This window comes from Escherichia sp. E2586 (genome assembly GCF_005781105.1).
Classification (GTDB): domain Bacteria; phylum Pseudomonadota; class Gammaproteobacteria; order Enterobacterales; family Enterobacteriaceae; genus Escherichia.
In genome coordinates this window covers 54175-75909 of the sequence record NZ_VATN01000021.1, presented here as the reverse complement: position 1 = coordinate 75909, position 21735 = coordinate 54175, and the positions used below count along the sequence as shown (strand labels likewise).

The 21735-nt window shown below is 53.9% G+C and carries 26 protein-coding genes and 1 pseudogene; 24 read left to right on the top strand and 3 right to left on the bottom strand.

The genetic code is table 11. The features are described 5' to 3' along the window. The first annotated feature begins 1 nt into the window (after position 1). The 11 genes from flgC to FEK50_RS19070 all read left to right on the top strand — a co-directional run bounded on the left by flgC (position 2) and on the right by FEK50_RS19070 (position 9757). The gene (flgC, locus tag FEK50_RS19120) at positions 2 to 433 is read left to right on the top strand and encodes a flagellar basal body rod protein FlgC (RefSeq protein ID WP_131161633.1); all 432 of its coding nucleotides are present in this window, start codon (positions 2 to 4) and stop codon (positions 431 to 433) included. Then, positions 433 to 1146 carry a flagellar hook capping FlgD N-terminal domain-containing protein gene (locus tag FEK50_RS19115; RefSeq protein WP_131161632.1) on the top strand — a complete coding sequence of 238 codons (714 nt, stop codon included), beginning with the start codon at positions 433 to 435 and terminating at the stop codon, positions 1144 to 1146. The genes flgC and FEK50_RS19115 overlap by 1 nt, the downstream gene beginning before the upstream one ends. Before the next feature lie 144 nt (positions 1147 to 1290). Continuing rightward, positions 1291 to 2493, top strand: a complete 1203-nt coding sequence (gene flgE, locus FEK50_RS19110) for a flagellar hook protein FlgE (RefSeq protein ID WP_131161631.1) — start codon at positions 1291 to 1293, stop codon at positions 2491 to 2493. Continuing rightward, positions 2493 to 3230, top strand: a complete 738-nt coding sequence (locus FEK50_RS19105) for a flagellar basal body rod protein FlgF (RefSeq protein ID WP_135524381.1) — start codon at positions 2493 to 2495, stop codon at positions 3228 to 3230. Before flgE ends, FEK50_RS19105 begins: the two co-directional genes overlap by 1 nt. A gap of 78 nt (positions 3231 to 3308) precedes the next feature. Then, complete coding sequence (flgG, locus tag FEK50_RS19100; protein WP_000990540.1) at positions 3309 to 4094, top strand: flagellar basal-body rod protein FlgG; 786 nt, start codon at positions 3309 to 3311, stop codon at positions 4092 to 4094. Between the two features lie 83 nt (positions 4095 to 4177). Next, the gene (flgH, locus tag FEK50_RS19095) at positions 4178 to 4843 is read left to right on the top strand and encodes a flagellar basal body L-ring protein FlgH (RefSeq protein ID WP_131161630.1); all 666 of its coding nucleotides are present in this window, start codon (positions 4178 to 4180) and stop codon (positions 4841 to 4843) included. A 14-nt stretch (positions 4844 to 4857) separates the two neighbouring features. Further along, on the top strand, positions 4858 to 5958 hold the full coding sequence (locus FEK50_RS19090; RefSeq protein ID WP_131161629.1) for a flagellar basal body P-ring protein FlgI: 1101 nt from the start codon (positions 4858 to 4860) through the stop codon (positions 5956 to 5958). Further along, on the top strand, positions 5958 to 6257 hold the full coding sequence (locus FEK50_RS19085; protein WP_000867179.1) for a rod-binding protein: 300 nt from the start codon (positions 5958 to 5960) through the stop codon (positions 6255 to 6257). The genes FEK50_RS19090 and FEK50_RS19085 overlap by 1 nt, the downstream gene beginning before the upstream one ends. Positions 6258 to 6442: 185 nt before the next feature. Next, entirely contained in the window at positions 6443 to 7819 is a 1377-nt protein-coding gene (gene flgK, locus FEK50_RS19080; RefSeq protein ID WP_131161628.1) for a flagellar hook-associated protein FlgK, read from the top strand. Positions 7820 to 7833: 14 nt separating this feature from the next. Then, complete coding sequence (gene flgL / locus FEK50_RS19075; RefSeq protein ID WP_131161627.1) at positions 7834 to 8763, top strand: flagellar hook-associated protein FlgL; 930 nt, start codon at positions 7834 to 7836, stop codon at positions 8761 to 8763. Positions 8764 to 8779: 16 nt separating this feature from the next. Beyond that, entirely contained in the window at positions 8780 to 9757 is a 978-nt protein-coding gene (locus tag FEK50_RS19070) for a flagellar hook-associated protein (RefSeq protein WP_131161626.1), read from the top strand. A 303-nt stretch (positions 9758 to 10060) separates the two neighbouring features. On the opposite strand, the gene FEK50_RS19065 is transcribed toward FEK50_RS19070, so the two are convergent. After that, positions 10061 to 10912: a winged helix-turn-helix domain-containing protein gene (locus FEK50_RS19065; RefSeq protein WP_131161625.1), complete on the bottom strand. Its 852-nt coding sequence runs from the start codon at positions 10910 to 10912 to the stop codon at positions 10061 to 10063. 481 nt (positions 10913 to 11393) lie between these two features. Between FEK50_RS19065 and lafA the strand changes: the two genes are divergently transcribed. The 13 genes and pseudogenes from lafA to FEK50_RS18995 form a co-directional block, all read left to right on the top strand. Continuing rightward, entirely contained in the window at positions 11394 to 12308 is a 915-nt protein-coding gene (gene lafA / locus FEK50_RS19060) for a lateral flagellin LafA (protein WP_000949083.1), read from the top strand. Between the two features lie 289 nt (positions 12309 to 12597). Next, on the top strand, positions 12598 to 13914 hold the full coding sequence (gene fliD, locus FEK50_RS19050) for a flagellar filament capping protein FliD (RefSeq protein ID WP_131161623.1): 1317 nt from the start codon (positions 12598 to 12600) through the stop codon (positions 13912 to 13914). A 22-nt stretch (positions 13915 to 13936) separates the two neighbouring features. Beyond that, the gene (gene fliS / locus FEK50_RS19045) at positions 13937 to 14329 is read left to right on the top strand and encodes a flagellar export chaperone FliS (RefSeq protein ID WP_000285319.1); all 393 of its coding nucleotides are present in this window, start codon (positions 13937 to 13939) and stop codon (positions 14327 to 14329) included. Between the two features lie 4 nt (positions 14330 to 14333). After that, entirely contained in the window at positions 14334 to 14645 is a 312-nt protein-coding gene (locus FEK50_RS19040; RefSeq protein WP_131161622.1) for a flagellar protein FliT, read from the top strand. Beyond that, the gene (locus FEK50_RS19035; protein ID WP_131161621.1) at positions 14642 to 15703 is read left to right on the top strand and encodes a flagellar hook-length control protein FliK; all 1062 of its coding nucleotides are present in this window, start codon (positions 14642 to 14644) and stop codon (positions 15701 to 15703) included. The genes FEK50_RS19040 and FEK50_RS19035 overlap by 4 nt, the downstream gene beginning before the upstream one ends. 7 nt (positions 15704 to 15710) lie before the next feature. Continuing rightward, a complete protein-coding gene (locus tag FEK50_RS19030; protein ID WP_131161620.1) occupies positions 15711 to 16178 on the top strand; it encodes a flagellar basal body-associated FliL family protein in 468 nt (155 codons plus the stop codon). Positions 16179 to 16197: 19 nt separating this feature from the next. Further along, complete coding sequence (locus FEK50_RS19025) at positions 16198 to 16914, top strand: FliA/WhiG family RNA polymerase sigma factor (RefSeq protein ID WP_130218408.1); 717 nt, start codon at positions 16198 to 16200, stop codon at positions 16912 to 16914. Between the two features lie 12 nt (positions 16915 to 16926). Next, positions 16927 to 17790: a flagellar motor stator protein MotA gene (motA, locus tag FEK50_RS19020; RefSeq protein WP_131161619.1), complete on the top strand. Its 864-nt coding sequence runs from the start codon at positions 16927 to 16929 to the stop codon at positions 17788 to 17790. A 2-nt stretch (positions 17791 to 17792) separates the two neighbouring features. Next, positions 17793 to 18716: a putative lateral flagellar export/assembly protein LafU gene (gene lafU / locus FEK50_RS19015; RefSeq protein ID WP_131161618.1), complete on the top strand. Its 924-nt coding sequence runs from the start codon at positions 17793 to 17795 to the stop codon at positions 18714 to 18716. A gap of 70 nt (positions 18717 to 18786) precedes the next feature. Beyond that, positions 18787 to 19842, top strand: a complete 1056-nt coding sequence (gene dinB / locus FEK50_RS19010) for a DNA polymerase IV (protein WP_130209685.1) — start codon at positions 18787 to 18789, stop codon at positions 19840 to 19842. Further along, the gene (locus FEK50_RS19005) at positions 19839 to 20291 is read left to right on the top strand and encodes a GNAT family N-acetyltransferase (RefSeq protein ID WP_130209683.1); all 453 of its coding nucleotides are present in this window, start codon (positions 19839 to 19841) and stop codon (positions 20289 to 20291) included. Before dinB ends, FEK50_RS19005 begins: the two co-directional genes overlap by 4 nt. A 12-nt stretch (positions 20292 to 20303) precedes the next feature. Then, positions 20304 to 20717 carry a peptide chain release factor H gene (prfH, locus tag FEK50_RS19000; protein ID WP_276320328.1) on the top strand — a complete coding sequence of 138 codons (414 nt, stop codon included), beginning with the start codon at positions 20304 to 20306 and terminating at the stop codon, positions 20715 to 20717. A gap of 61 nt (positions 20718 to 20778) precedes the next feature. Then, positions 20779 to 21036 (top strand): annotated as a pseudogene (locus FEK50_RS18995) (metal-dependent hydrolase); the annotation flags it as partial. A 14-nt stretch (positions 21037 to 21050) separates the two neighbouring features. On the opposite strand, the gene FEK50_RS18990 reads toward FEK50_RS18995, so the two are convergent. Then, positions 21051 to 21293, bottom strand: coding sequence for a hypothetical protein (locus tag FEK50_RS18990; RefSeq protein WP_131161617.1), 243 nt, complete (start codon positions 21291 to 21293; stop codon positions 21051 to 21053). A 35-nt stretch (positions 21294 to 21328) separates the two neighbouring features. Then, complete coding sequence (locus FEK50_RS18985; protein ID WP_131161616.1) at positions 21329 to 21721, bottom strand: hypothetical protein; 393 nt, start codon at positions 21719 to 21721, stop codon at positions 21329 to 21331. Between the last annotated feature and the right edge of the window lie 14 nt (positions 21722 to 21735).

The following is a 21735-nucleotide window of genomic DNA, read 5'->3' as shown; positions in this document are numbered from 1 at the left end:
CATGTCATTTACTGATATCTATCAGATTTCCGGCTCGGCGATGACGGCGCAAACGCTACGTCTGAATACCGTTGCCAGTAACCTGGCGAATGCCAATGCGCCCGCCAGCAGTGAGGCGCAGGCGTATAAAGCGCGCAGCCCGGTGTTTGCGGCGGTGTATCACCACAGCTTGCTGGCGGGAACGCATCGTCATGCGATCGACGGCGCCAGCGTGCAGGTGCAGGACGTGCTGCAAACCGGCGGGACGGTGAAACGCTATGAACCGCATTCGCCGCTGGCCGATGCTAACGGGGATGTCTGGTATCCCGACGTCAATGTGGTGGAACAGATGGCGGACATGATGTCAGCTTCGCGCGATTTCGAAACCAATGTCGATGTGCTCAACAACGTGAAAAGTATGCAGCAAAGTTTGCTGAAACTGGGAGAAGCCTGATGAATACCCTGGCGCTGAATGCGCAATCGTCGCAGCCGACCGCCACGGCGGAAAACAATAATGTGGCGGCCAGCGACACAACAAGCAGCAGCGATAGCTCGCCCGTCGATACCTTCCTGACGCTGTTTGTCGCCGAGATCCAAAACCAGGACCCGACCGACCCGACCGACGCCACCGAATACATCGACCAGCTTTCGTCGATGGCGCAGGTGGCGATGATGGAAGAGATGAGCGTGCAGGCCAACACCAACGCGGTGCTGATGAGCAACATTCAGGTGATGGCGCTCGGCAACCTGGTGGGCGACGACATTATGGTGCAGACCACCGCCTTGCAGGTGAGTGACCAGACCATTAACGGTCGCGCCACGCTTGACGACGCCTGTACCACCGCCGATCTCCACTTTACCGATGCCGCAGGCGATGACTACACGGTATCGCTGATCCCGGAGGGTAGTTCTTCCGTCGGGCCAGGCCAGGTTGATTTCTCGGTGGATCCCGCCGATTACGGCATCCCGCCCGGCGATTACGACGTTTCGGTGGTGACCAACACCGGGGAAGAAGAGGTGCCGATTGAAGTCTCCGGCGAAGTGGAAGATGTGCGCATCCCGCTCGACGGCAGCTCTCCGGTGCTCAACGTTGCAGGTGTGGGCGAAGTGCCGTTCACCATGATTAGCCAGTTTGGCGTACCCGATGCCGACAGTGATGTGGCGTGATGACCGGTGCCAAATTGCCTGATGCGCTTCGCTTATCAGGCCTACATGAATCTGCATGGTTTTGTAGGCCGGATAAGGCGTTCACGCCGCATCCGGCAAAACAACGGGCACGCTGTCAAAAATCTGAATTAACAGGAAGAAACAATGAGTTATGAAATTGCCGCAACGGGGCTGAATGCCGTTAACGAACAGCTGGACGGGATCAGTAACAACATCGCCAACGCCGGAACGGTGGGCTATAAGTCGATGACCACCCAGTTTTCCGCCATGTATGCCGGAAGCCAGGCGATGGGCGTCAGCGTGGCAGGTACCGCGCAAAGTATCTCTCGCGGCGGTTCTCTGGTATCGACCGGCAACGCGCTGGATCTGGCGATTAACGACGACGGCTTTTTTGTTACCTGCGACAGCGCGGGCAACATTTCTTATACCCGCGCCGGATCGTTTGAAACCGACAAAAACGGCTATATCGTTAACGCCTCAGGCGCTTATTTGCAGGGGTATCCGGTGGATGACACTGGCACCCTGCAAACCGGTACAGTCACAGATATCCAGATCAAAACCGGCAATATTCCGGCGCAGGCCAGCAGCAGCCTGACCTTTACCGCCAACTTCAACGCCAGCGATGCGGCTATCGACCGCACCACCGTACCGTTCGACCCGGCCAACAGTAGCTCGTACACCGACAGCTACACCACCACGGTGTACGACTCATTAGGTAATGAACACTCGGTATGCCAGTACTTCACCAAAACCAGCGATAACATCTGGGAAGTGCAGTACACCTTCGACGGCCAGCAGCAGACTGGCGTTCCGGCGACCACCTTAACCTTCGACCCGAATACCGGGAAACTGACCTCGCCCACCACGCCGCAGACCATTGAGTTTCAGACCGACGCCGCCGCGCCTATCGATTTAACCGTCGATTACTCGACCTGTACGCAATATGGCTCTGATTTTTCTGTCACTAACAACGCCGCCGACGGCTATGCCTCTGCCACCCAGAACGGCGTGCAGGTTGATGGCGACGGCAAAGTTTACGCCACCTACAGCAACGGCGAGCGCATGTTACAGGGGCAGGTAGTACTGGCGACGTTCCCCAACGATGACGGCCTGCAAGCGGTGAGCGGCACCGCGTGGGTACAAACCGGGGAATCCGGCACACCGCTGATTGGCGTTCCCGGCTCCGGCACCAGCGGCACGCTCACCTCAGGCGCGCTTGAAAGCTCCAACGTCGATATCACCAGCGAACTGGTCAACCTGATGACCGCCCAGCGTAACTATCAGGCCAACACCAAAGTTATCGCCACCAGCACGCAGCTCGATGACGCGCTGTTCCAGGCAATGTAATGGATCGCTTGATTTATACCGCCCTGAGCGGGGCTTCGCAGACTTTGTACGAGCAGCAAATTAGCGCCAACAACCTGGCCAATGTCAACACCAACGGTTTTCGTGCCGATATGGCAATGGCGACCAACGACAAGGTGAAAGGCGGCGGCTTCGACACGCGCTATATGGCGCAGGAAGGGGCCAGTGGCGTGAACGACAGCACGGGCGTGGCGGAGAAAACCGAACGCCCGCTGGACGTGGCGATTCAGGGCGCGGGTTACATTGCGGTGCAGGATAAAAACGGCAACGAAGTCTATACCCGCAACGGCAACATTCAGCAGGACGATCAGGGGCAACTGACCATCGACGGCAATCTGGTGCTGGGGGATAACGGGCCGATCATTCTGCCGCCGAACGCCATCGCCTCGTTTGGCAGCGACGGCACGCTGTCGGTGACGCCCGATGACGGCGACGTGACCGCGACGATGGATATCGACCGCCTGAAGCTGGTGGATATCCCGGTCGCTAACCTGGCGAAAAATCCTGAAGGGATGCTGATAACGGCAGACGGCGTTCCGGCTCAGCGCGATGAAAACATCAAAGTCAGCGGCGGTTTTCTGGAGGGCAGCAACGTCTCGGCGGTGAGCGAGATGATGTCGTCCATCGCCATGAACCGCCAGTTTGAAGCGCAGATCAAAATGATGAAAACCGCCGAAGATATCAGCTACGCGGGCAACCGTTTATTGCGCGGCTCGTAACCGCACTTCGTAGGCCGGATAAGGCGCTCACGCCGCATCCGGCAACCGCGGCCCAAAAACAACACGGAATTTACCACCATGAACGCAGCATTATGGATCAGCAAAACCGGCCTCTCGGCGCAGGATGCTGAAATGAGCGCGATTGCCAACAACATCGCCAACGTTAACACCACCGGCTTCAAGCGCGACCGGGTGATGTTTCAGGATCTGTTCTACCAGACCCAGGAAGCGCCGGGCGCGATGCTCGACCAGAACAACATCATGCCGACCGGGCTGCAATTCGGTAGTGGCGTGCGCATTGTCGGCACCCAAAAAACCTTTACCGAAGGCAACGTCGAAACCACCGACAACGCCATGAACGTCGCCATTATGGGGCAGGGATTTTTGCAGGTGCAAAAGGCCAACGGCGATATCGCCTATACCCGCGACGGCAATTTGCAGGTGAACGCTGACGGCGTGCTAACCAACTCGCAGGGCTTGCCGTTGCAGCCGGAGATCGACGTACCGGCGGGGGCGACCAACGTTGCGTTTGGTGAGGATGGCACGGTGACGGCGATCTTACCCGGCGACAGCGATGTGACCGAGTTAGGGCAACTGACACTGGTGAACTTCGCCAACCCGGCGGGGCTTTCCGCCGAGGGTGACAACCTCTATCTGGAAACCGCCGCCAGCGGTCAGCCGACCGAAGGCGTGCCGGGCGAAGATGGGCTTGGCACCTTGCAGGACAACGCGCTGGAAGGATCGAACGTGGATATCGTCAACGAAATGGTGGCGATGATTACGGTGCAACGCGCTTACGAGATGAACGCCAAAATGGTGTCGGCAGCGGACGATATGTTGCAGTACATCAGCCAGACGCTGTAAGGCCGAAATGTCGGATGCGACGCTGACGCGTCTTATCCGACCTACAAGAGCACATAACTCACTGTATTTAAAACAGGCAGAACGTGAAAAATTATCTCTGGCTGGTGGCACTGCTTCCCCTGCTTAGCGGGTGTGAATCGCAGGCCATTCTGGTCAAAAAAGACGACGCATACTTTGCGCCACCAACCACCGAAGCGCCACCTCCGGCAGACGGGCGTGCCGGGGGTGTGTTTGAAACCGGCTACAACTGGTCGCTAACCGCCGATCGGCGGGCTTACCGCGTGGGCGATATCCTGACGGTGATCCTTGAAGAATCCACCCAGTCGAGCAAACAGGCGAAAACCAACTTCGGCAAAAGCAACACCGTCGATATTGGCGCGCCGACCATTTTTGGACACACCAAAGATAAGCTTTCCGGCTCTATCGACGCCAACCGCGACTTTGACGGCAGCGCCACTTCCCAGCAGCAGAACAGCTTGCGCGGGGAGATCACTGTTTCTGTACATGGTGTGCAGCCCAACGGCATCCTCGAAATTCGTGGTGAGAAATGGCTGACCCTCAACCAGGGCGATGAGTACATCCGTTTAAGCGGCCTGGTGCGCGCCGACGACATCCAGAACGACAACTCGGTTTCCTCCCAGCGGATCGCCGACGCCCGCATCTCCTACGCCGGACGCGGCGCGTTAAGCGACGCCAATGCCGCAGGCTGGCTGACGCGGCTGTTTAACCATCCTCTGTTCCCGATTTAATGCCGGAGAGTGCAATGCAAAACTGGATAAAAACGGTGGTCGTAGCCGTAAGCCTGGCGCTGCCCGGTGTGGCGCTGGCGCAATCGCTGGAGTCGCTGGTCAACGTACAGGGCGTGCGCGAAAACCAACTGGTCGGCTACAGCCTGGTGGTCGGCCTCGACGGCACTGGCGATAAAAATCAGGTCAAATTCACCAACCAGACCATCACCAATATGCTGCGCCAGTTCGGCGTGCAACTGCCAAATAAAATTGACCCGAAGGTGAAAAACGTCGCCGCGGTGGCGGTGAGCGCCACGCTGCCACCGATGTACTCGCGTGGGCAGACCATTGATGTCACCGTTTCGTCGATTGGCGATGCCAAAAGTATTCGTGGCGGCACCTTGCTGCTGACCCAGTTGCACGGCGCAGATGGCGAAGTTTATGCCCTGGCGCAGGGCAGCGTGGTGGTGGGCGGGATGAATGCCACCGGGGCCAGTGGCTCGAGCGTAACGGTTAATACGCCGACTGCCGGGTTAATTCCCAACGGCGCGACGGTGGAGCGCGAGATCCCCAGCGATTTTCAGATGGGCGACACCATCACCCTCAACCTGAAACGTCCGTCGTTTAAAGATGCCAACAATATTGCGGCGGCGATCAACGCCTCGTTTGGCGGCATCGCCACGGCGCAGAGTTCCACCAACGTTACCGTGCGCGCGCCCACCAGCCCCGGCGCGCGGGTGGCGTTTATGTCGCAACTGGACGATGTGCAAGTGCAGGCGGAGAAAATCCGCGCCCGCGTGGTGTTTAACTCGCGCACTGGCACGGTGGTGATGGGCGATGGCATCGCGCTGCATGCGGCGGCGGTGTCGCACGGCAGTTTGACCGTCTCAATTAACGAAACCAGCAACGTCAGCCAGTCGAATGCCTTTGCGGGCGGGCGCACGGCGGTAACGCCGCAGAGCAATATCGCGGTGAATCATGCGCGCCCTGGGGTGGTGAGTTTGCCGGAGTCGAGTAGCCTGAAAACGCTGGTTAATGCGTTGAACAGTTTAGGCGCGACGCCGGATGACATTATGTCGATTTTGCAGGCGCTGCATGAAGCGGGAGCGCTGGATGCCGACCTGGAGGTGATCTGATGAAAGTGAACGCCAGCGGTGGGATTGACGGCAGCGATGCGTTAATGGGGCCGAAGGTTCAGGCCAATGATATCAAGCAGGCCGCGGAGCAGTTTGAGGCGATTTTTTTACGCAACATGCTGAAAGAGATGCGTAAAACCAACGAGTTGTTTGATTCGAAAGATAACCCGTTTAACAGCGATTCGGTGCGCATGATGCAGGGGTTTTATGACGATGAGTTGTGTAACACCCTGGCGCAGCAGCATGGGATTGGCATTGCGGCGATGATTGTGAAGCAGCTGTCGCCGAAGCATAAATGAGGCTCCGGCGTTCGGTGCCTGATGCGACGCTGTCGCGTCTTATCAGGCCTACGAGTCCGCGCATATTTTTATGTTTGCGCCCGTATGTACGCCGCATCCGGCATTTGGCACCCGGTTTACGGAACTTAAGAATCCCCATCTTCACGCCGCTTTTAACCGGCACGATTTACCGGTAAGGACCCAACATGGACATGATTAACATCGGCTACAGCGGCGCATCAACGGCGCAGGTGGAGCTGAACGTCACGGCGCAAAACACCGCTAACGCCATGACCACGGGCTATACCCGCCAGGTGGCGGAGATCAGCACCATCGGTGCCAGCGGTGGTTCGCCGAACAGCGCCGGTAACGGCGTACAGGTGGACAGCATTCGTCGCGTCTCCAACCAGTATCAGGTGAATCAGGTGTGGTATGCCGCCAGCGATTACGGCTATTACAGCACCCAGCAGGGGTATCTTAGCCAGCTGGAAGCGGTATTGAGCGACGATAACAGCAGCCTGAGCGGCGGCTTCGATAACTTCTTCGCCGCCCTTAACGAAGCCACCACCAGCCCTGACGATTCCGCCCTGCGCGAGCAGGTGATCAGCGAAGCCGGGGCGCTGTCGTTGCGTATTGATAACACGCTCGATTACGTCGACTCGCAAAGTACGGAAATCATCAGCCAGCAGCAGGCGATGGTGTCGCAAATCAACACGCTCACCAGCGGCATCGCCAGCTATAACCAGCAAATCGCCCAGGCCGAAGCCAACGGTGATAACGCCTCCGCGCTGTACGACGCTCGCGATCAGATGGTGGAAGAACTCAGCGGGATGATGGATGTGCAGGTCAATATCGATGACCAGGGCAACTACAACGTCACCCTGCAAAACGGTCAGCCGCTGGTGAGCGGGCAGCAAAGTTCGACCATCGCGCTGGAAACCAACGCCGACGGCACGCCGACCATGTCGCTGACCTTCGCCGGAACCACGTCAACGATGACCACCGACACCGGCGGTTCATTAGGCGCACTGTTTGATTATCAAAACGATGTACTGACGCCGCTGACCGATACCATCAACAGCATGGCGTCGCAGTTTGCTGATGCGGTCAACAACCAGCTGGCGCAGGGCTACGATCTCAACGGTAACCCCGGCGAGCCGCTGTTTATTTACGACGCCAGCAATGCCGATGGTCCACTGACCGTTAACCCGAATATCACCGCCGACGAGCTGGCGTTCTCCAGTTCGCCGGACGAAAGCGGCAACAGCGACAACCTGCAGGCGCTGATCAATATCTCCACCGAACCGCTGGAAATCGACAATCTTGGCAGCGTGACGGTCGGGCAGGCGTGCTCGTCAATCATCAGCAATATCGGCATTTACAGTCAGCAAAATCAGACGGAAATCGATGCCGCGTCCAATGTCTATTCCGCAGCGCAAAACCAGCAGAGCAGCGTCAGCGGCGTCAGCATGGACGAAGAAGCGGTGAACCTCATCACCTATCAACAAATTTATGAAGCCAATCTGAAAGTCATTTCCGCCGGGGCCGAGATTTTCGATTCGGTGCTGGAAATGTGCAGCTAAGCGGGAGCGCGAGAATGCGAGTAACCACCCAACAAACCTACGTCTCGATGACGCAAAGTTTTAATGATCTCTCCGGCGATCTGGCGCATGTGGTCGAGCAGATGGCAACCGGCAAGCAGATTTTGCAGCCGTCGGATGACCCCATCGCCGCCACGCGTATCACCCAGTTGAACCGCCAGCAGTCGGCGATTGAGCAGTATCAGAGCAATATCGACTCCGCGTCGGCGGGGTTAAGCCAGCAGGAATCGATTCTCGATGGCGTCAACAACAGCCTGCTGGCGGTGCGTGACGACCTGCTGGAAGCGGCGAACGGCACCAATACTGCTGATTCGCTCGCAAGCCTCGGCCAGGATATTGAGTCGCTCACCGAATCGATGGTCGCGGCGCTGAACTATCAGGACGAAGACGGGCACTACGTGTTTGGCGGCACTATCAACGATCAGCCGCCGATCGTGGCAGTGGACGATGACGGCGACGGCGTTACCGACAGCTACAGCTATCAGGGTAACAGCGACCACCGCCAGACCACGGTGTCGAACGGCGTGGAAGTGGATACCAACGTGGCGGCGAGCGATTTCTTCGGCAGCAATTTAGACGTGCTCAACACGCTTAATTCGCTCTCCCAGGAGCTGCAAAACCCGGACGTTGACCCGGCCGATCCGCAGGTGCAGAGCGATATTCAGAACGCCGTCGATGTGGTGGACACCGCCTCGGACGACCTCAACGCCTCAATTGCGTCGCTCGGCGAGACGCAGAACACCATGTCGATGCTGAGCGATGCACAGACCGATATCTCTACCTCTAATGATGAGTTGATCGGTTCATTACAGGATCTCGATTACGGCCCGGCGTCGATCACCTTTACCGGACTGGAAGTGGCAATGGAAGCTACCCTCAAGACTTACTCGAAAGTGAGTGAGTTGAATTTGTTCAGCGTTCTCTAACTCTTTCAGGAACAGTATGCAGGTCGGACTTACTTCTTCGTCACTCGCCACTGGCGGCGCGCATAGCGCTGCGGTATCGTCGTCAACCGTTGCGCCCACTCAGGCTGTGCGGCAAAAGCTCCCGGCGACGGCGAGTGAATATCCGGCCTCGCCGCTGATTACCACTCGCCCGCAGCGTTACAGCGTGCAGCTTAACGACCAGCTCACCACGTTGCAGCAGGCGGATCATTATCTCGGGCAACTGGAGCAGCAGTTGCTCGATTATCGACACAGCCAGCGCAAAGGCGGGCAGGCGCAGAGTTCAGCGCTGATGCAGATGCTGGACAAGCGCACTACTCTTTCTGGCGGCGCGGTGGACCGCCAGTTGCAGCCGGTGTTGCAGGGGGAAGCGCGGGTGACTTTTCACTCGCCGGATCTGGCGAATCTGGTACACAATCCCACGCCGGGAACGCGCATGTTCAGCGTCTCTGACGGGCGGCAGACCCAGCTTTCAGCGGTGATGCTGTCTGAGGATGACAGCGCCGCGCAGTATCAGACGCGGCTGACCAACGCCCTGCGCCGCGTAGGCGTGCAGCTGCATCAGCAAGCGGATGGCATCAGTTTCTCCACCACTGAAAAACAGTGGCCTGACATCGAACGTACCTTAAGCGTGCGCACCGATGGCGATAAATCAGCATTTATGCCGCTAAAAACCTTTGCCGAACCATCACAGGCCGAGCGTTTAGCGCAAAGTTTGCAACAGGGTGGTGCGGGGATTTCTCAAATGCTGGAAAACATTAATCAGCAGCGTGCGCAGATGGCGGTGCAGCAGGAAAAAGCCCGCCAGTTGATCGACGGCATGTCCCGCTTCCCGCAAACGGAAAACGCCGTGCAGGCATCGGAAAATCTCGGCGGCGTGCTCGACAGCGCCAATCATAACTATCAGGTGTTATTACAGGCGGTGAACGGTCAGGCGCGAATTTCCAGCCAGACGGTGAGGAGTTTATTGGGTTAGGGTTATTGAAAATCTATCAAATGAGGCTGTCGTAAAAAATCATTTCAGTGCAGAATATGCTATAACTCTGCGGGTTAAAAAAGGAATGAAATGGCCACTCTCAAGCAACTGATGGATAAGCAAAGCCCTGAAAGTCGTAGGCGAATAATAAAAAAAACAGAACGAATCCGGCAAACTGTCATTAATAAAAAGCTAGAGTTACCAATAACTAAAACTATCAGTAATTCCGATTGATTTCATTCGGGATTTTCGTAGGCCGGATAAGACGCGTTTAGCGTCGCATCCGGCATATATTGGCACTCATCAACACTTCTGCACAGTATTTAACAACTTCTCCAAATTCTGATACATCGCGCTATTAATATCGCTGTTCTGCCAGCCTTCCACATTAAACGTTAATTGCCAGCTACCGTTGCACTGGTTACGCAGAACGATATCACTCTCCAGTCGGTTACGAACATATTTATAATAGGTTGTCATGGTCATATTATGCGCTGACAATAAATTATCGAGTTTGTCTTTTCCTGGTGCGAGGGTTTGTGACAGTAACGGTGCGGAATTATTTTCTTTTCCAGAACTAAGATGAAATATTTTTATTCTTGGGCTATTAACGGATTCTTTTACCAGTTGCGGGGCGTCAGGCGTATTTTTTATATGAGAATAGCCCACGGTCGAACCAACAAATATAACTGCCGCAATTAACGCTGACCCCATCATTCCTTTATGTTTTTTTCTTCCCGTCACAGGTGGTGCTGTTGGCTGTATTTCTTCCGGAACAGGCGGCACAGTTTCCTGTACGTGATCGGTAATAATTATCGCTTCCGCAGGCGATGACTCCGGCAAAGACACATACTCTTTATTGCACAAGTAACCTTTTTTGGGGATGGTTTTAATAATGTTCTGTTGCTTGCCATCATCGTCAATGGCAACGCGCAGCGCATGGATTGCCGTCGGCAGACTGTTGCCGCCGACAATGCGGTTTTTCCACACTTCGGCACATAAATAAGATCGCGATAAAACCGTCTCGGCATTTTTTGCTAATGTTTCCAGCAAAATAAAATGGTATTCGCCGAGACGACGTGTTTCACCCGTTTCGCAATGTATTAAGGCATTAAGCGACGAGTCCATTCGCCAGTTGTTGATAATAATACTCATGGTTGAGTTTACCTTAGCAAGGGATAAATGTTTCCTGATAGCACACTGCATAGAACAGTGTTTTATGCGTCCCTGAGAAGATGATTTGTTTACGTGATAATTAATATTTTATGGTAATAGGATTATTCCTAATCACTATGTGGTGGAATGTAACGAAATGGCGGGTCCGTCACAATAGTAAAATGTGTACTATTTGCAACGCAATGTAAGTTTTGGCATCAGTACATTGAGAAAAAAACGATTTTACTGAAAGTAATCTTAATCATATCAAGCAATTGATAACGACATATTTTGACACCTGGCCATGTGGCAGATATTGCTAATAATCTTTTTATCTGAATTTAACTTCTGCTTTTTTTAGCTAAAAGTGGCATCAGATAAAGCATCGTGAAAATTTTTTAAATCGACTTTAAGTTTGCTCCTGAGGTGTCGTTTTTACAGGGTATCGAAACGAAAACGATTAATCCCAAGGAGCAGTATCATGTTATCTATTAACACCAATAACGCCTCAATGGCCGCCGTTAATGCCATCAGCAAAAGCAGCTCTTCTCTGTCTACATCTATGGAACGCCTGGCGACAGGTAACCGGATTAACTCTTCTGCCGATGACGCAGCGGGCAAACAAATTGCTAACCGTCTGACTGCACAGTCCAGCGGTATGGGTGTGGCGCTGAGCAACATCAATGATGCCACCGCGATGCTGCAAACCGCCGACAGCATGTTCGACGAAATGTCTGACGTGCTGGGTCGTATGAAAGACCTGTCAACTCAGGCAGCGAACGGCACCTACAGCGACGACGATCTGCAGGCGATGCAGGACGAATACGACGAACTGGGTCAGCAGATGTCTGACATGCTGCAAAACACCACTTACGGCGGCACCAACCTGTTCGGTGTTTCCGGTACCAGCAACACCGGTACTGACGGTCTGTTCCAGAGCGCAGTAACTTTCCAGGTGGGCGCGGAATCTTCCGACACCATGACCGTGAATATTTCAAGCCAACTGAACACGTTGGTGACTGACCTTTCTGCAATCAGCAACTCTTTTAGCGCGGATCAGGCTGACACCACTGGCACCGCAGGCGTGTCTGGCGGTACTGAACTGACTGCGTCTGGCTCGGCTAACCAGATGATCACCAGCATTTCTACTGCGATGGATGATGTTTCGCAGATCCAGTCCAAGCTGGGTGCCTCTATCAACCGTCTGAACGATACCGCCAACAACCTGACCAGCATGCAGGACAACACCGAAGTCGCTATCGGTAACATCATGGATACCGACTACGCGACGGAAGCGTCCAACATGACCAAACAGCAGGTGCTGATGCAGACTGGTATCACCATGCTGAAACAGTCCAACAGCATGTCCAGCATGGTTTCCAGCCTGCTGCAGTAGTGCGGGATTGCCGGATGCGGCGTGAACGCCTTATCCGGCCTACAAAATATTGCAAATTCAATATATTGCAGAAACCTTGTAGGCCTGATAAGCGCAGCGCATCAGGCAGTGTTGCGTTTGTCATCAGTCTCAACACCGCCTGCGGGCGGTGTTGTGCTTTCTGCGGCAGACACTCTTCCGCCAGACCGGAAACGCTATTTCCGCCTGTTTTTCAATCTATTGATTATTCACATAAAAAATATTGGCACGCCTTTTGCCAATAACCTGACATCGTTATCCGGAGTCATCAATGATCAACCCAAGAACCATTGCGCAAGAAATCGCTTATGCAGATGTCGCCACTCAGGCAGCAAATTTGCAGGAGAAGCAAACGGAGCTGGATGCTGAAAGCAGCGGCCTGGACTCGCTCAGCTCGGCGTTGAGCGATTTCCAGAGCGCCGTCGACGCGCTGAACAGCGATACCGACGGCCCGGTGACTTTCGCCGCCACCAGCAATAATGACTCGGCGACCGTTTCCGCTAACTCGCAGGCGCAGGCGGGAAGCTACTCGTTTTTCGTTGAGCAACTGGCGCAGGGGCAGCAGACCACGTTCAGTATGGGCGATGACACCTTTTCTGCGACGGGGACGTTTGAAATGACCATGGGCGACAGCACCATGGATATCGACCTGGCGGCGGCGGATCAGAACGGTGACGGCGACGGTTTTATCGACGCCAGCGAGCTGGTGAATGCGATTAACGACTCCGATGACAATCCGGGCGTCTCGGCAGCACTGGTAAAAACCGATGGCACCACCACGATTATGCTCACCTCCGATAGCACCGGGGCACAGAGCGCGTTTTCGGTGAGCGTAACGGGGCATGACGCCAGCAACGATAGCGCCAGCGCGCCCGTTGCCACGGATGTTTCCTCAGCCCAGGACGCGATTATTCATCTCGGCAGCGCCACGGGGCCTGAGATCACCAACAGCAGCAACACGTTTGATGATGTGATCCCCGGCGTCACCATGACTTTCACCGAAGTCAGCGATTCTGACAGCGATCTCACCACCTTTAACATCAGCGAAGATTCCAGCGCCAGCCAGGAGAAAGTACAGACCTTTGTCGATGCCTATAACACCTTGATTGATACGGTTGATTCGCTGACCACTCACGGTGATGACAGTACCAGCGCCGGGGTATTTGCGGGCGACGCCGGACTCAGTTCACTGGCGAACCAGCTCGATGATATCGCCCATGCCAGCTACAACGGCGTGTCGATTGTTGACTATGGCATCACCCTCGATTCTCACGGCCACTTACAAATTGATTCTGACCAGTTCAACGATGAAATGAAGAAAAATCCTGACGGCCTGACGTCTATTTTCGTTGGTGATAACAGCATGGTGGCGCAGATGGACGACCTGATTAACACCTACACGGACTCCAGCAACGGCATCATCACCCTGCGCCAGCAGAACATTGACGATCAGATGAGCAAAATTCAGGACGAAGGCGACCAGCTTACCGATACCTATAACGCCAACTACGACCGTTATCTCGAGGAGTACACCAACACGTTGGTCGAGGTATACACCATGAAAGCCAGCATGGCGGCATTCGCGTAACTCAGAAGGAATATCCCTAAAGATGTACCAAGTACAGGACGGCTATTCGCAATACAAAGAGATCGATCTCGCGGCGCGTACTGCGGCGGCATCTCCGCTTGAACTGGTGCTGGTGCTGTTTTCTGGCCTGATGGACGAGCTGGAACGCGCCAAAAGCCATATTGAAGGGCGGCGTTTCGAGAAGAAAGCCCAGAGCATCAATAAATGCATCGACATTCTCAATGCGCTCACCAGTTCGCTTGAGTTTGAAACTGGCGGCGAGCTGGTGGTCAACCTTTCGCGCCTCTATGACCACTGTGTGTATCGCTTGTATGAAGCCAGCGGCGAACTGTCGGCAGAGAAAATCGATGAAGTGATGCTGATCTTAAGCAACCTGCGCGAAGGCTGGGAAGGGCTTTCGGGCAAGCTGGGTTAAGACGATGGAAAAACAACGCAGGCAACTTTTCGCGCTGGTCGAGGCGATGAATGAAGCCCTCGACAAGCAACGCTGGCGACGCCTTCCGGCACTGCATCAGCAGTTGATGCGCCAGTTTCACGATTACGCGGCGGTGGAAACCGATGCGGCGCAGTTATGTGCGGTGAAGGCGCAACTGTACGGCGCGTTTAATGCCCTGATTAAACGGCGCGAGCAGCGCGCAGAAGTGTTGAAAGCGCGTATGGAACAGCATCAGCGGCATCAGGAAGGCGTACTGGCCTACTCAATTGTTAATTTACTTTCGGAGAAGTCATGAATCCGGCATTGCTTTCCACGCTCGGAACGCTTGCGGAAACCGCTTCGTTGAAGGCGGATATTTTACCGCCGGTGAGCGGTGAAAACGCGCCCGCGTTTACCCTGCCGAAAATGGCGGTCGCGGCGGTAGCGGAGCGCGTTCATAGCGCTAAAACCAGTCAGCAACAGGCGACGCGCCCGCAGGAGAACGATCCGGTGGCGATGCAGGCGCTAATGGCGCTGTTACTTCCGCAACCTGCCGCGCCGCATCAGGACACGCCGCAGCCGCGAAACGTCGCAACATCACCGGTTATCCAGCAATTGACGAAAGCGGTGGTGCAAAATGCGCCGCAACGCCCGACGCAACAGCAGGAACTCACGCCGTTGCCGCCGCAGTTGCAGGAACTGATCAGTCAGTTGCCGCAGGCGAAACCCGAACAGCAGGCCAGACTAGCGACTTACGCCAGTGAAGATTTACATGCCATTGCGCCGACGCAGCCGCGCGTATCGGCACAGCCCGCTCGCCCGAAACCTGAACTAACCCGTGTGACCGCGCGACCGCAGGTCGAGCGTAAAACGGAAAAAGTGCCGGACAGCGAACCGGTTATTGCGCGTGCGGTGTTGCAGGTTAAGACGCCGGAGCTGGTCAGCGATCATCAGGAGATTGTCGCCAAACCTGTCACGCTTTCGATGGACGAACTGGGCGAAAAACTGACGACGCTGTTGAAAGATCAGATCCACTTTCAGCTCAACAAACAACAACAGATCTCCACCATCCGTCTCGATCCACCGTCGCTTGGCAAGCTCGAGATCGCCGTACAACTCGACAACGGCAAACTGATGGTGCACATCGGCGCGAACCAAAGTGAAGTTTGCCGCGCGTTACAGCAGTTTAGCGACGATCTCCGCCAGCATCTGACGGCGCAAAATTTTATGGAGGTGAACGTACAGGTTTCCTCCGAAGGGCAGTCGCAGCAACAACAACAGTCGGGCCATCAGCAGGAAGAGGTGAGTGCCGCCTTACAGCTTGATGATGCGCCTCAATTTCAACAGAACGAATCCGTTTTGATCAAAGTGTAAAGGCAATATGAAGAAAATCGTGGTGGCGGGCGTGGTCAGCGCCGTTCTGGCGTTGATGGTGGGGGCCGGAGCTGGATGGGGTGTCTGGCATCATTATGCCGGAAAGGGAAAACCGACTGCCGTCGCGCAGACGGAAACGGTGGCAACCCTGGATGAAAGCAAAAGTGTATTTGTGACGCTACCGGAAACCATTGTCACGCTGCATGACAACAACGGCGCGGACCATTATTTGTCGGCGGAATTAGTGATGGTGGTCGCCAGTGATAAAGAAGCGGAAAAAATAAAACATCAGGAGCCGCTGTATCAAAGTATTGCGGTTGAATGCCTGACGGAAATGAAATTTGAAGATTTGCGCGGCATGAAAATATCTGCCATCCGCAAACTGATTTCTGACGCGTTAAAGAAAGATCTTCAGCGTCGCAAAATGAGCGCACCGTATAAGGATTTGCTGGTGAAAAAAGTGGTCTTCCAATAATCACCAGGCGGATATAAACATGCTACAGGACGTATTCGAGTCAGAAGAATTTGCTGCTGCGCCGGTATTAACCCCGCAGCAGGAGAGCCACTATTTACAGGCTTATTTACCGCTGGTGCGTAAAGTGGTGCGGCACCTTGCGCCGCAGTGCAACTGCATTATTGACCGTCAGGATATGGAGCAAACGGCGTTAATAGGGCTGCTTAACGCCATTCGCCGCTACGGGTTGCCGGACGAAGGTTTTGCGGGCTATGCCGTGCACCGTATTCGCGGCGCGATCCTTGATGAGCTGCGCGCTCTCGACTGGCGACCACGCCAGCTGCGACAGAAATATCATCAGATGAAAGACCTGATTCGCGAAACGCGTAAAAAACTGGGACACGAGCCGGAGTGGTCAGAACTGGCCGTGGAAGGGATCTCGCATGGAGATTACCTCGAATATCAGCAACTGGAAGGGGCGGAAACGCTCGCCAGTCTCGACGAATTACTGAACGGTGAAGGGCCTGGCATTCCGCTTGCTGGCAGGGAGCTGGAAGATCAGTTTGTCACCCAGCAAATGTTGCAACAGGCGCTTTCACAATTAAGCGAAAAAGAGCAACTGATCCTCTCTATGTATTACCAGCATGAGATGAATCTCAAAGAGATTGCGCTGGTATTAGGGCTAACCGAGGCCCGAATTTGTCAATTGAATAAACAGATCGCGCAGAAAATTCGTGATTTTGTCTATCCGAATTAAAGTGAAAAAATCATGCAAAAAATATTAGGTTTACTGGTGGTGCTCGGCTGTGTATTCGGCGGGTATTTTGAAGCGGGCGGCCAATTAATTGCTATCTGGCAGCCTGCAGAGATAGTTATTATTTTAGGTGCTGGTTTCGGGGCGATGATTATTGGTAACCCGAAGCATGTGCTGAAAGAGATCGCCCATCAAATTAAAGGCGTAATCAGTAAAAAACAGCTCGGACCGGAGTTTCAGCGCCAGCTATTAATGTGCCTGTATGAGTTGCTCGAAATGGTACAAAACGGTGGCCTGCGGATGTTGGATCAGCATATTGAGCAGCCGGAAGAGAGCACCGTTTTCCAGAAATACCCGCTGGTGTTAACTCAGAAACGGCTGGTGACCTTTATTGCCGATAACTTTCGCCTGATGGCGATGGGCAAGATTGACGCTCATGAACTGGAAGGCATTCTCGATCAGGAGCTGGACACCGCCGAAGAGGCGCTGTTAACGCCGTCGCGCTCGCTGCAACGTACCGCCGAAGCGATGCCGGGATTTGGCATTTGCGCGGCGGTGCTGGGCATCATCATTACCATGCAGTCAATTGACGGATCTATCGCCCTGATCGGCCTGAAAGTGGCGGCGGCGCTGGTGGGGACGTTTTTAGGCGTGTTTATCTGCTACTGCCTGATGGACCCGCTCGCTAACGCGATGGAACAACAGGCGCGGGCGGAACATTCTTTGCTGGAATGCGTGCGTACCGTGCTGGTGGCGCAGGCAGGCGGCAAACCGACGCTGCTGGCGGTGGACGCCGGGCGTAAGCTGCTGCATCTGGCATCTAAACCGACCTTCGCCAACCTCGACGCGTGGGTGAATGCGATGCTGGAGCAAGAATAAGCATGAGAAAGACGGGCAACCGCCGCGATCGTGGGGCAAAAACCACCATCGTTCGGCGGCAGATCAAAAAGAATCATGCCGGGCACCACGGCGGGGCGTGGAAGGTGGCGTTCGCCGACTTTACTTTGGCAATGATGGCGCTATTTATGACGCTGTGGATTGTCAACAGCGTCAGTAAATCCGAGCGTGAAAGCATTATCGCCGCGCTGCACGGGCAGTCGATTTTCAATGGCGGCGGGCTGTCGCCGTTAAATAAAATTAGCCCGTCTCATCCGCCAAAACCTGCCACCGTGGCGGTGCCGGAAGAGACGGAGAAAAAAGTGCGCGACGTTAACGAGAAAACGGCGCTGCTGAAGAAGAAATCTGCCACCGAGCTTGGCGAGCTGGCAACCAGTATTAACACCATCGCCCGTGATGCGCATATGGAAGCGAATCTGGAGATGGAGATTGTTCCCCAGGGATTACGCGTGCTGATTAAAGACGACCAGAACCGCAATATGTTTGAACGTGGCAGCGCGAAGATTATGCCGTTCTTTAAAACGCTGCTGGTGGAACTCGCGCCAGTGTTCGACTCGCTCGATAACAAAATTATTATTACCGGGCATACCGATGCGATGGCCTACAAAAACAATATCTACAACAACTGGAACCTTTCGGGCGATCGCGCGCTTTCGGCTCGTCGGGTGCTGGAAGAGGCCGGAATGCCGGAAGATAAAGTGATGCAGGTGAGCGCAATGGCGGACCAGATGCTGCTGGACGCCAAAAATCCGCAAAGCGCGGGTAATCGGCGCATTGAGATTATGGTGCTGACCAAAAGTGCGTCCGATATGCTGTATCAATACTTTGGTCAGCATGGGGATAAAGTGGTGCAGCCGCTGGTGCAAAAGCTGGATAAGCAGCAGGTGCTTTCGCAGCGAACGCGTTAAACGGTGAATCTTTACGCATTTCTCAAACCTTAAAATCACTGTATACTTTACCAGTGTTGAGAGGTGAGTAATGCGTAAAATCATTCATGTGGATATGGACTGCTTTTTCGCAGCGGTGGAGATGCGCGACAATCCCGCCCTGCGCGATATCCCTATTGCTATTGGCGGCAGCCGCGAACGTCGGGGGGTGATCAGCACCGCCAATTATCCCGCGCGTAAATTCGGCGTACGCAGCGCTATGCCGACAGGGATGGCGCTCAAATTATGCCCGCATCTCACCTTGCTTCCGGGGCGCTTTGACGCCTACAAAGAAGCCTCGAATCATATCCGCGAAATTTTCTCGCGTTACACTTCGCGCATTGAACCACTGTCGCTGGATGAAGCTTATCTCGACGTCACCGATAGTGTCCATTGCCATGGTTCTGCGACCCTCATCGCCCAGGAAATCCGCCAGACGATTTTCAACGAGCTGCACCTGACGGCGTCTGCGGGCGTTGCGCCAGTTAAGTTTCTCGCCAAAATCGCCTCCGACATGAATAAACCCAACGGCCAGTTTGTGATTACTCCGGCAGAAGTTTCGGCATTTTTACAAACCTTGCCGCTGGCAAAAATTCCCGGTGTTGGCAAAGTCTCGGCAGCAAAGCTGGAAGCGATGGGGCTACGAACCTGCGGTGATGTGCAAAAGTGTGATTTGGTGACGTTGCTTAAACGCTTTGGCAAATTTGGCCGCATTTTGTGGGAGCGTAGTCAGGGGATTGACGAGCGCGACGTTAACAGCGAACGGTTGCGAAAATCCGTTGGCGTGGAACGCACGATGGCGGAAGATATTCATCACTGGTCTGAATGTGAAGCAATTATCGAGCGGTTGTATCCGGAACTTGAACGCCGTCTGGCAAAGGTAAAACCTGATTTACTGATTGCTCGCCAGGGGGTGAAATTAAAGTTCGACGATTTTCAGCAAACAACTCAGGAGCACGTCTGGCCGCGGCTGAATAAAGCTGACTTAATCGCCACCGCGCGTAAAACCTGGGATGAACGTCGCGGCGGGCGCGGTGTGCGGCTGGTGGGGCTGCATGTGACGTTGCTTGACCCTCAAATGGAAAGACAACTGGTGTTGGGATTATGAATAACATACAAATAAGAAACTATCAGCCTGGCGATTTTCAGCAACTATGCGCTATTTTCATTAGAGCGGTTACGATGACCGCCAGTCAGCATTATTCTCCACAACAAATTGCCGCCTGGGCGCAGATTGACGAATCTCGCTGGAAGGAGAAACTCGCGAAATCACAAGTGCGGGTTGCAGTCATTAATGCACAACCGGTTGGTTTTATTTCCCGCATTGAACATTATATCGATATGTTATTTGTTGACCCGGAATACACCCGCCGCGGTGTCGCCAGCGCCTTGTTAAAACCTTTGATTAAGTCTGAATCCGAACTTACGGTGGATGCCAGCATAACCGCAAAACCCTTTTTTGAACGTTATGGTTTTCAGACAGTTAAGCAGCAGCGAGTTGAATGCCGGGGAGCGTGGTTTACTAATTTTTATATGCGATATAAACCGCAACATTAAATCCAGCTTGCAATGAAAATAATGCCCGCCATTCAGTGGATTTGCCCGAGCCCGTATCGCCCACATCACGGGCGTAAAAACTGGTTTCTGGGCATTGGGCGTTTTACCGCTGATGAGCAGGAACAATCGGATGCGATCCGGTATGAGACGCTGCGTTCGTCGGGGCCGGGCGGTCAACATGTCAATAAAACCGACTCGGCGGTACGCGCCACGCATCTGGCATCCGGAATTAGCGTGAAGGTTCAGTCAGAGCGCAGCCAGCATGCGAACAAACGGCTGGCGCGATTGCTGATTGCCTGGAAGCTGGAACAACAGCAACAGGAAAATAGCGCGGCGCTGAAATCGCAGCGGCGAATGTTCCATCACCAGATTGAACGTGGCAACCCGCGACGAACGTTTACAGGGATGGCTTTTATCGCTGTGTAATTGAGGAATGTCTCCCGCCGTTTTCTACATGAAAGCGGCGGGCAAAACGAAAGGAATAGTCATGTTTATCGGTCATCTTCCGGCTGGTTATATAATAACTTGTACTTTAATGAAACGCCTACCGCTGATTGTTCGTCATGCGTGCAGGGCGATGGTTATTGGCTTAGTTGGGGTCGTTGCGCCCGATTTTGCTCTTTTCTGGTGCTATCTGGTTGATAACGGGCAACGACATCATCATCTTTACCCTACACATTGGCCATTATTATGGTTTGCTCTGCTGGCGGCGACATTGGTATGGGCAGGTATCGCGAAGAATAAAAAATTCTTCTGACTTCAGGCGGCGTAACATGTTTCCTGGGGAAATTCTCCCGTGGTTAAATATGTTCTTCTGACTTTTCCCCAGGCTCTGAACATATAAAAATTCTGCTTTTCACCCTTAAGTTCTTTCACGGATTCCAGCGCGAAAGTATCTTTGCTGATCAAAAATTCTCCCCATGAAATATGGTCGCAGCTATATAAATATGCGACCTTTTCATGGGTTTCATAATGCTTTGTTATTTCAATGTAAATCGCCATACGATTCAGCCCTTCTTTCCTGAGGTGAATGGTCGTTATTTTAATGCCTGCCGAATGAGTTTTTCGATCGTTGGATTAAAGTGATTCTGATGAGCGGTTATGAAGGGCATCAGGATAGTTCCCAGCGCAAGCATCTCTGGTGACATAAAAATGAAAATTAAGGCATCTTCAATGGCTGCCTGTTGCAGGGGAGATGATATCAAGGCTGATATCAGAGAGAAGACACCTGCAATTACAGACAATGTGCCTATTATCAGACCTAATGTGAACCATAACGACATAAACGCCAGGTTGGTATATACGACTTCAAGGACTACCCCCGAAGTAGTTTCTAGCCAGGAACCACGGAGCGTCGTTGTATGGCTTCTTCCCCAAAACCAGGTCGTATGCGAGATAGTAAATTGCTCATGACCAATCTTACCTTTCATTTCATCGTCGTCAT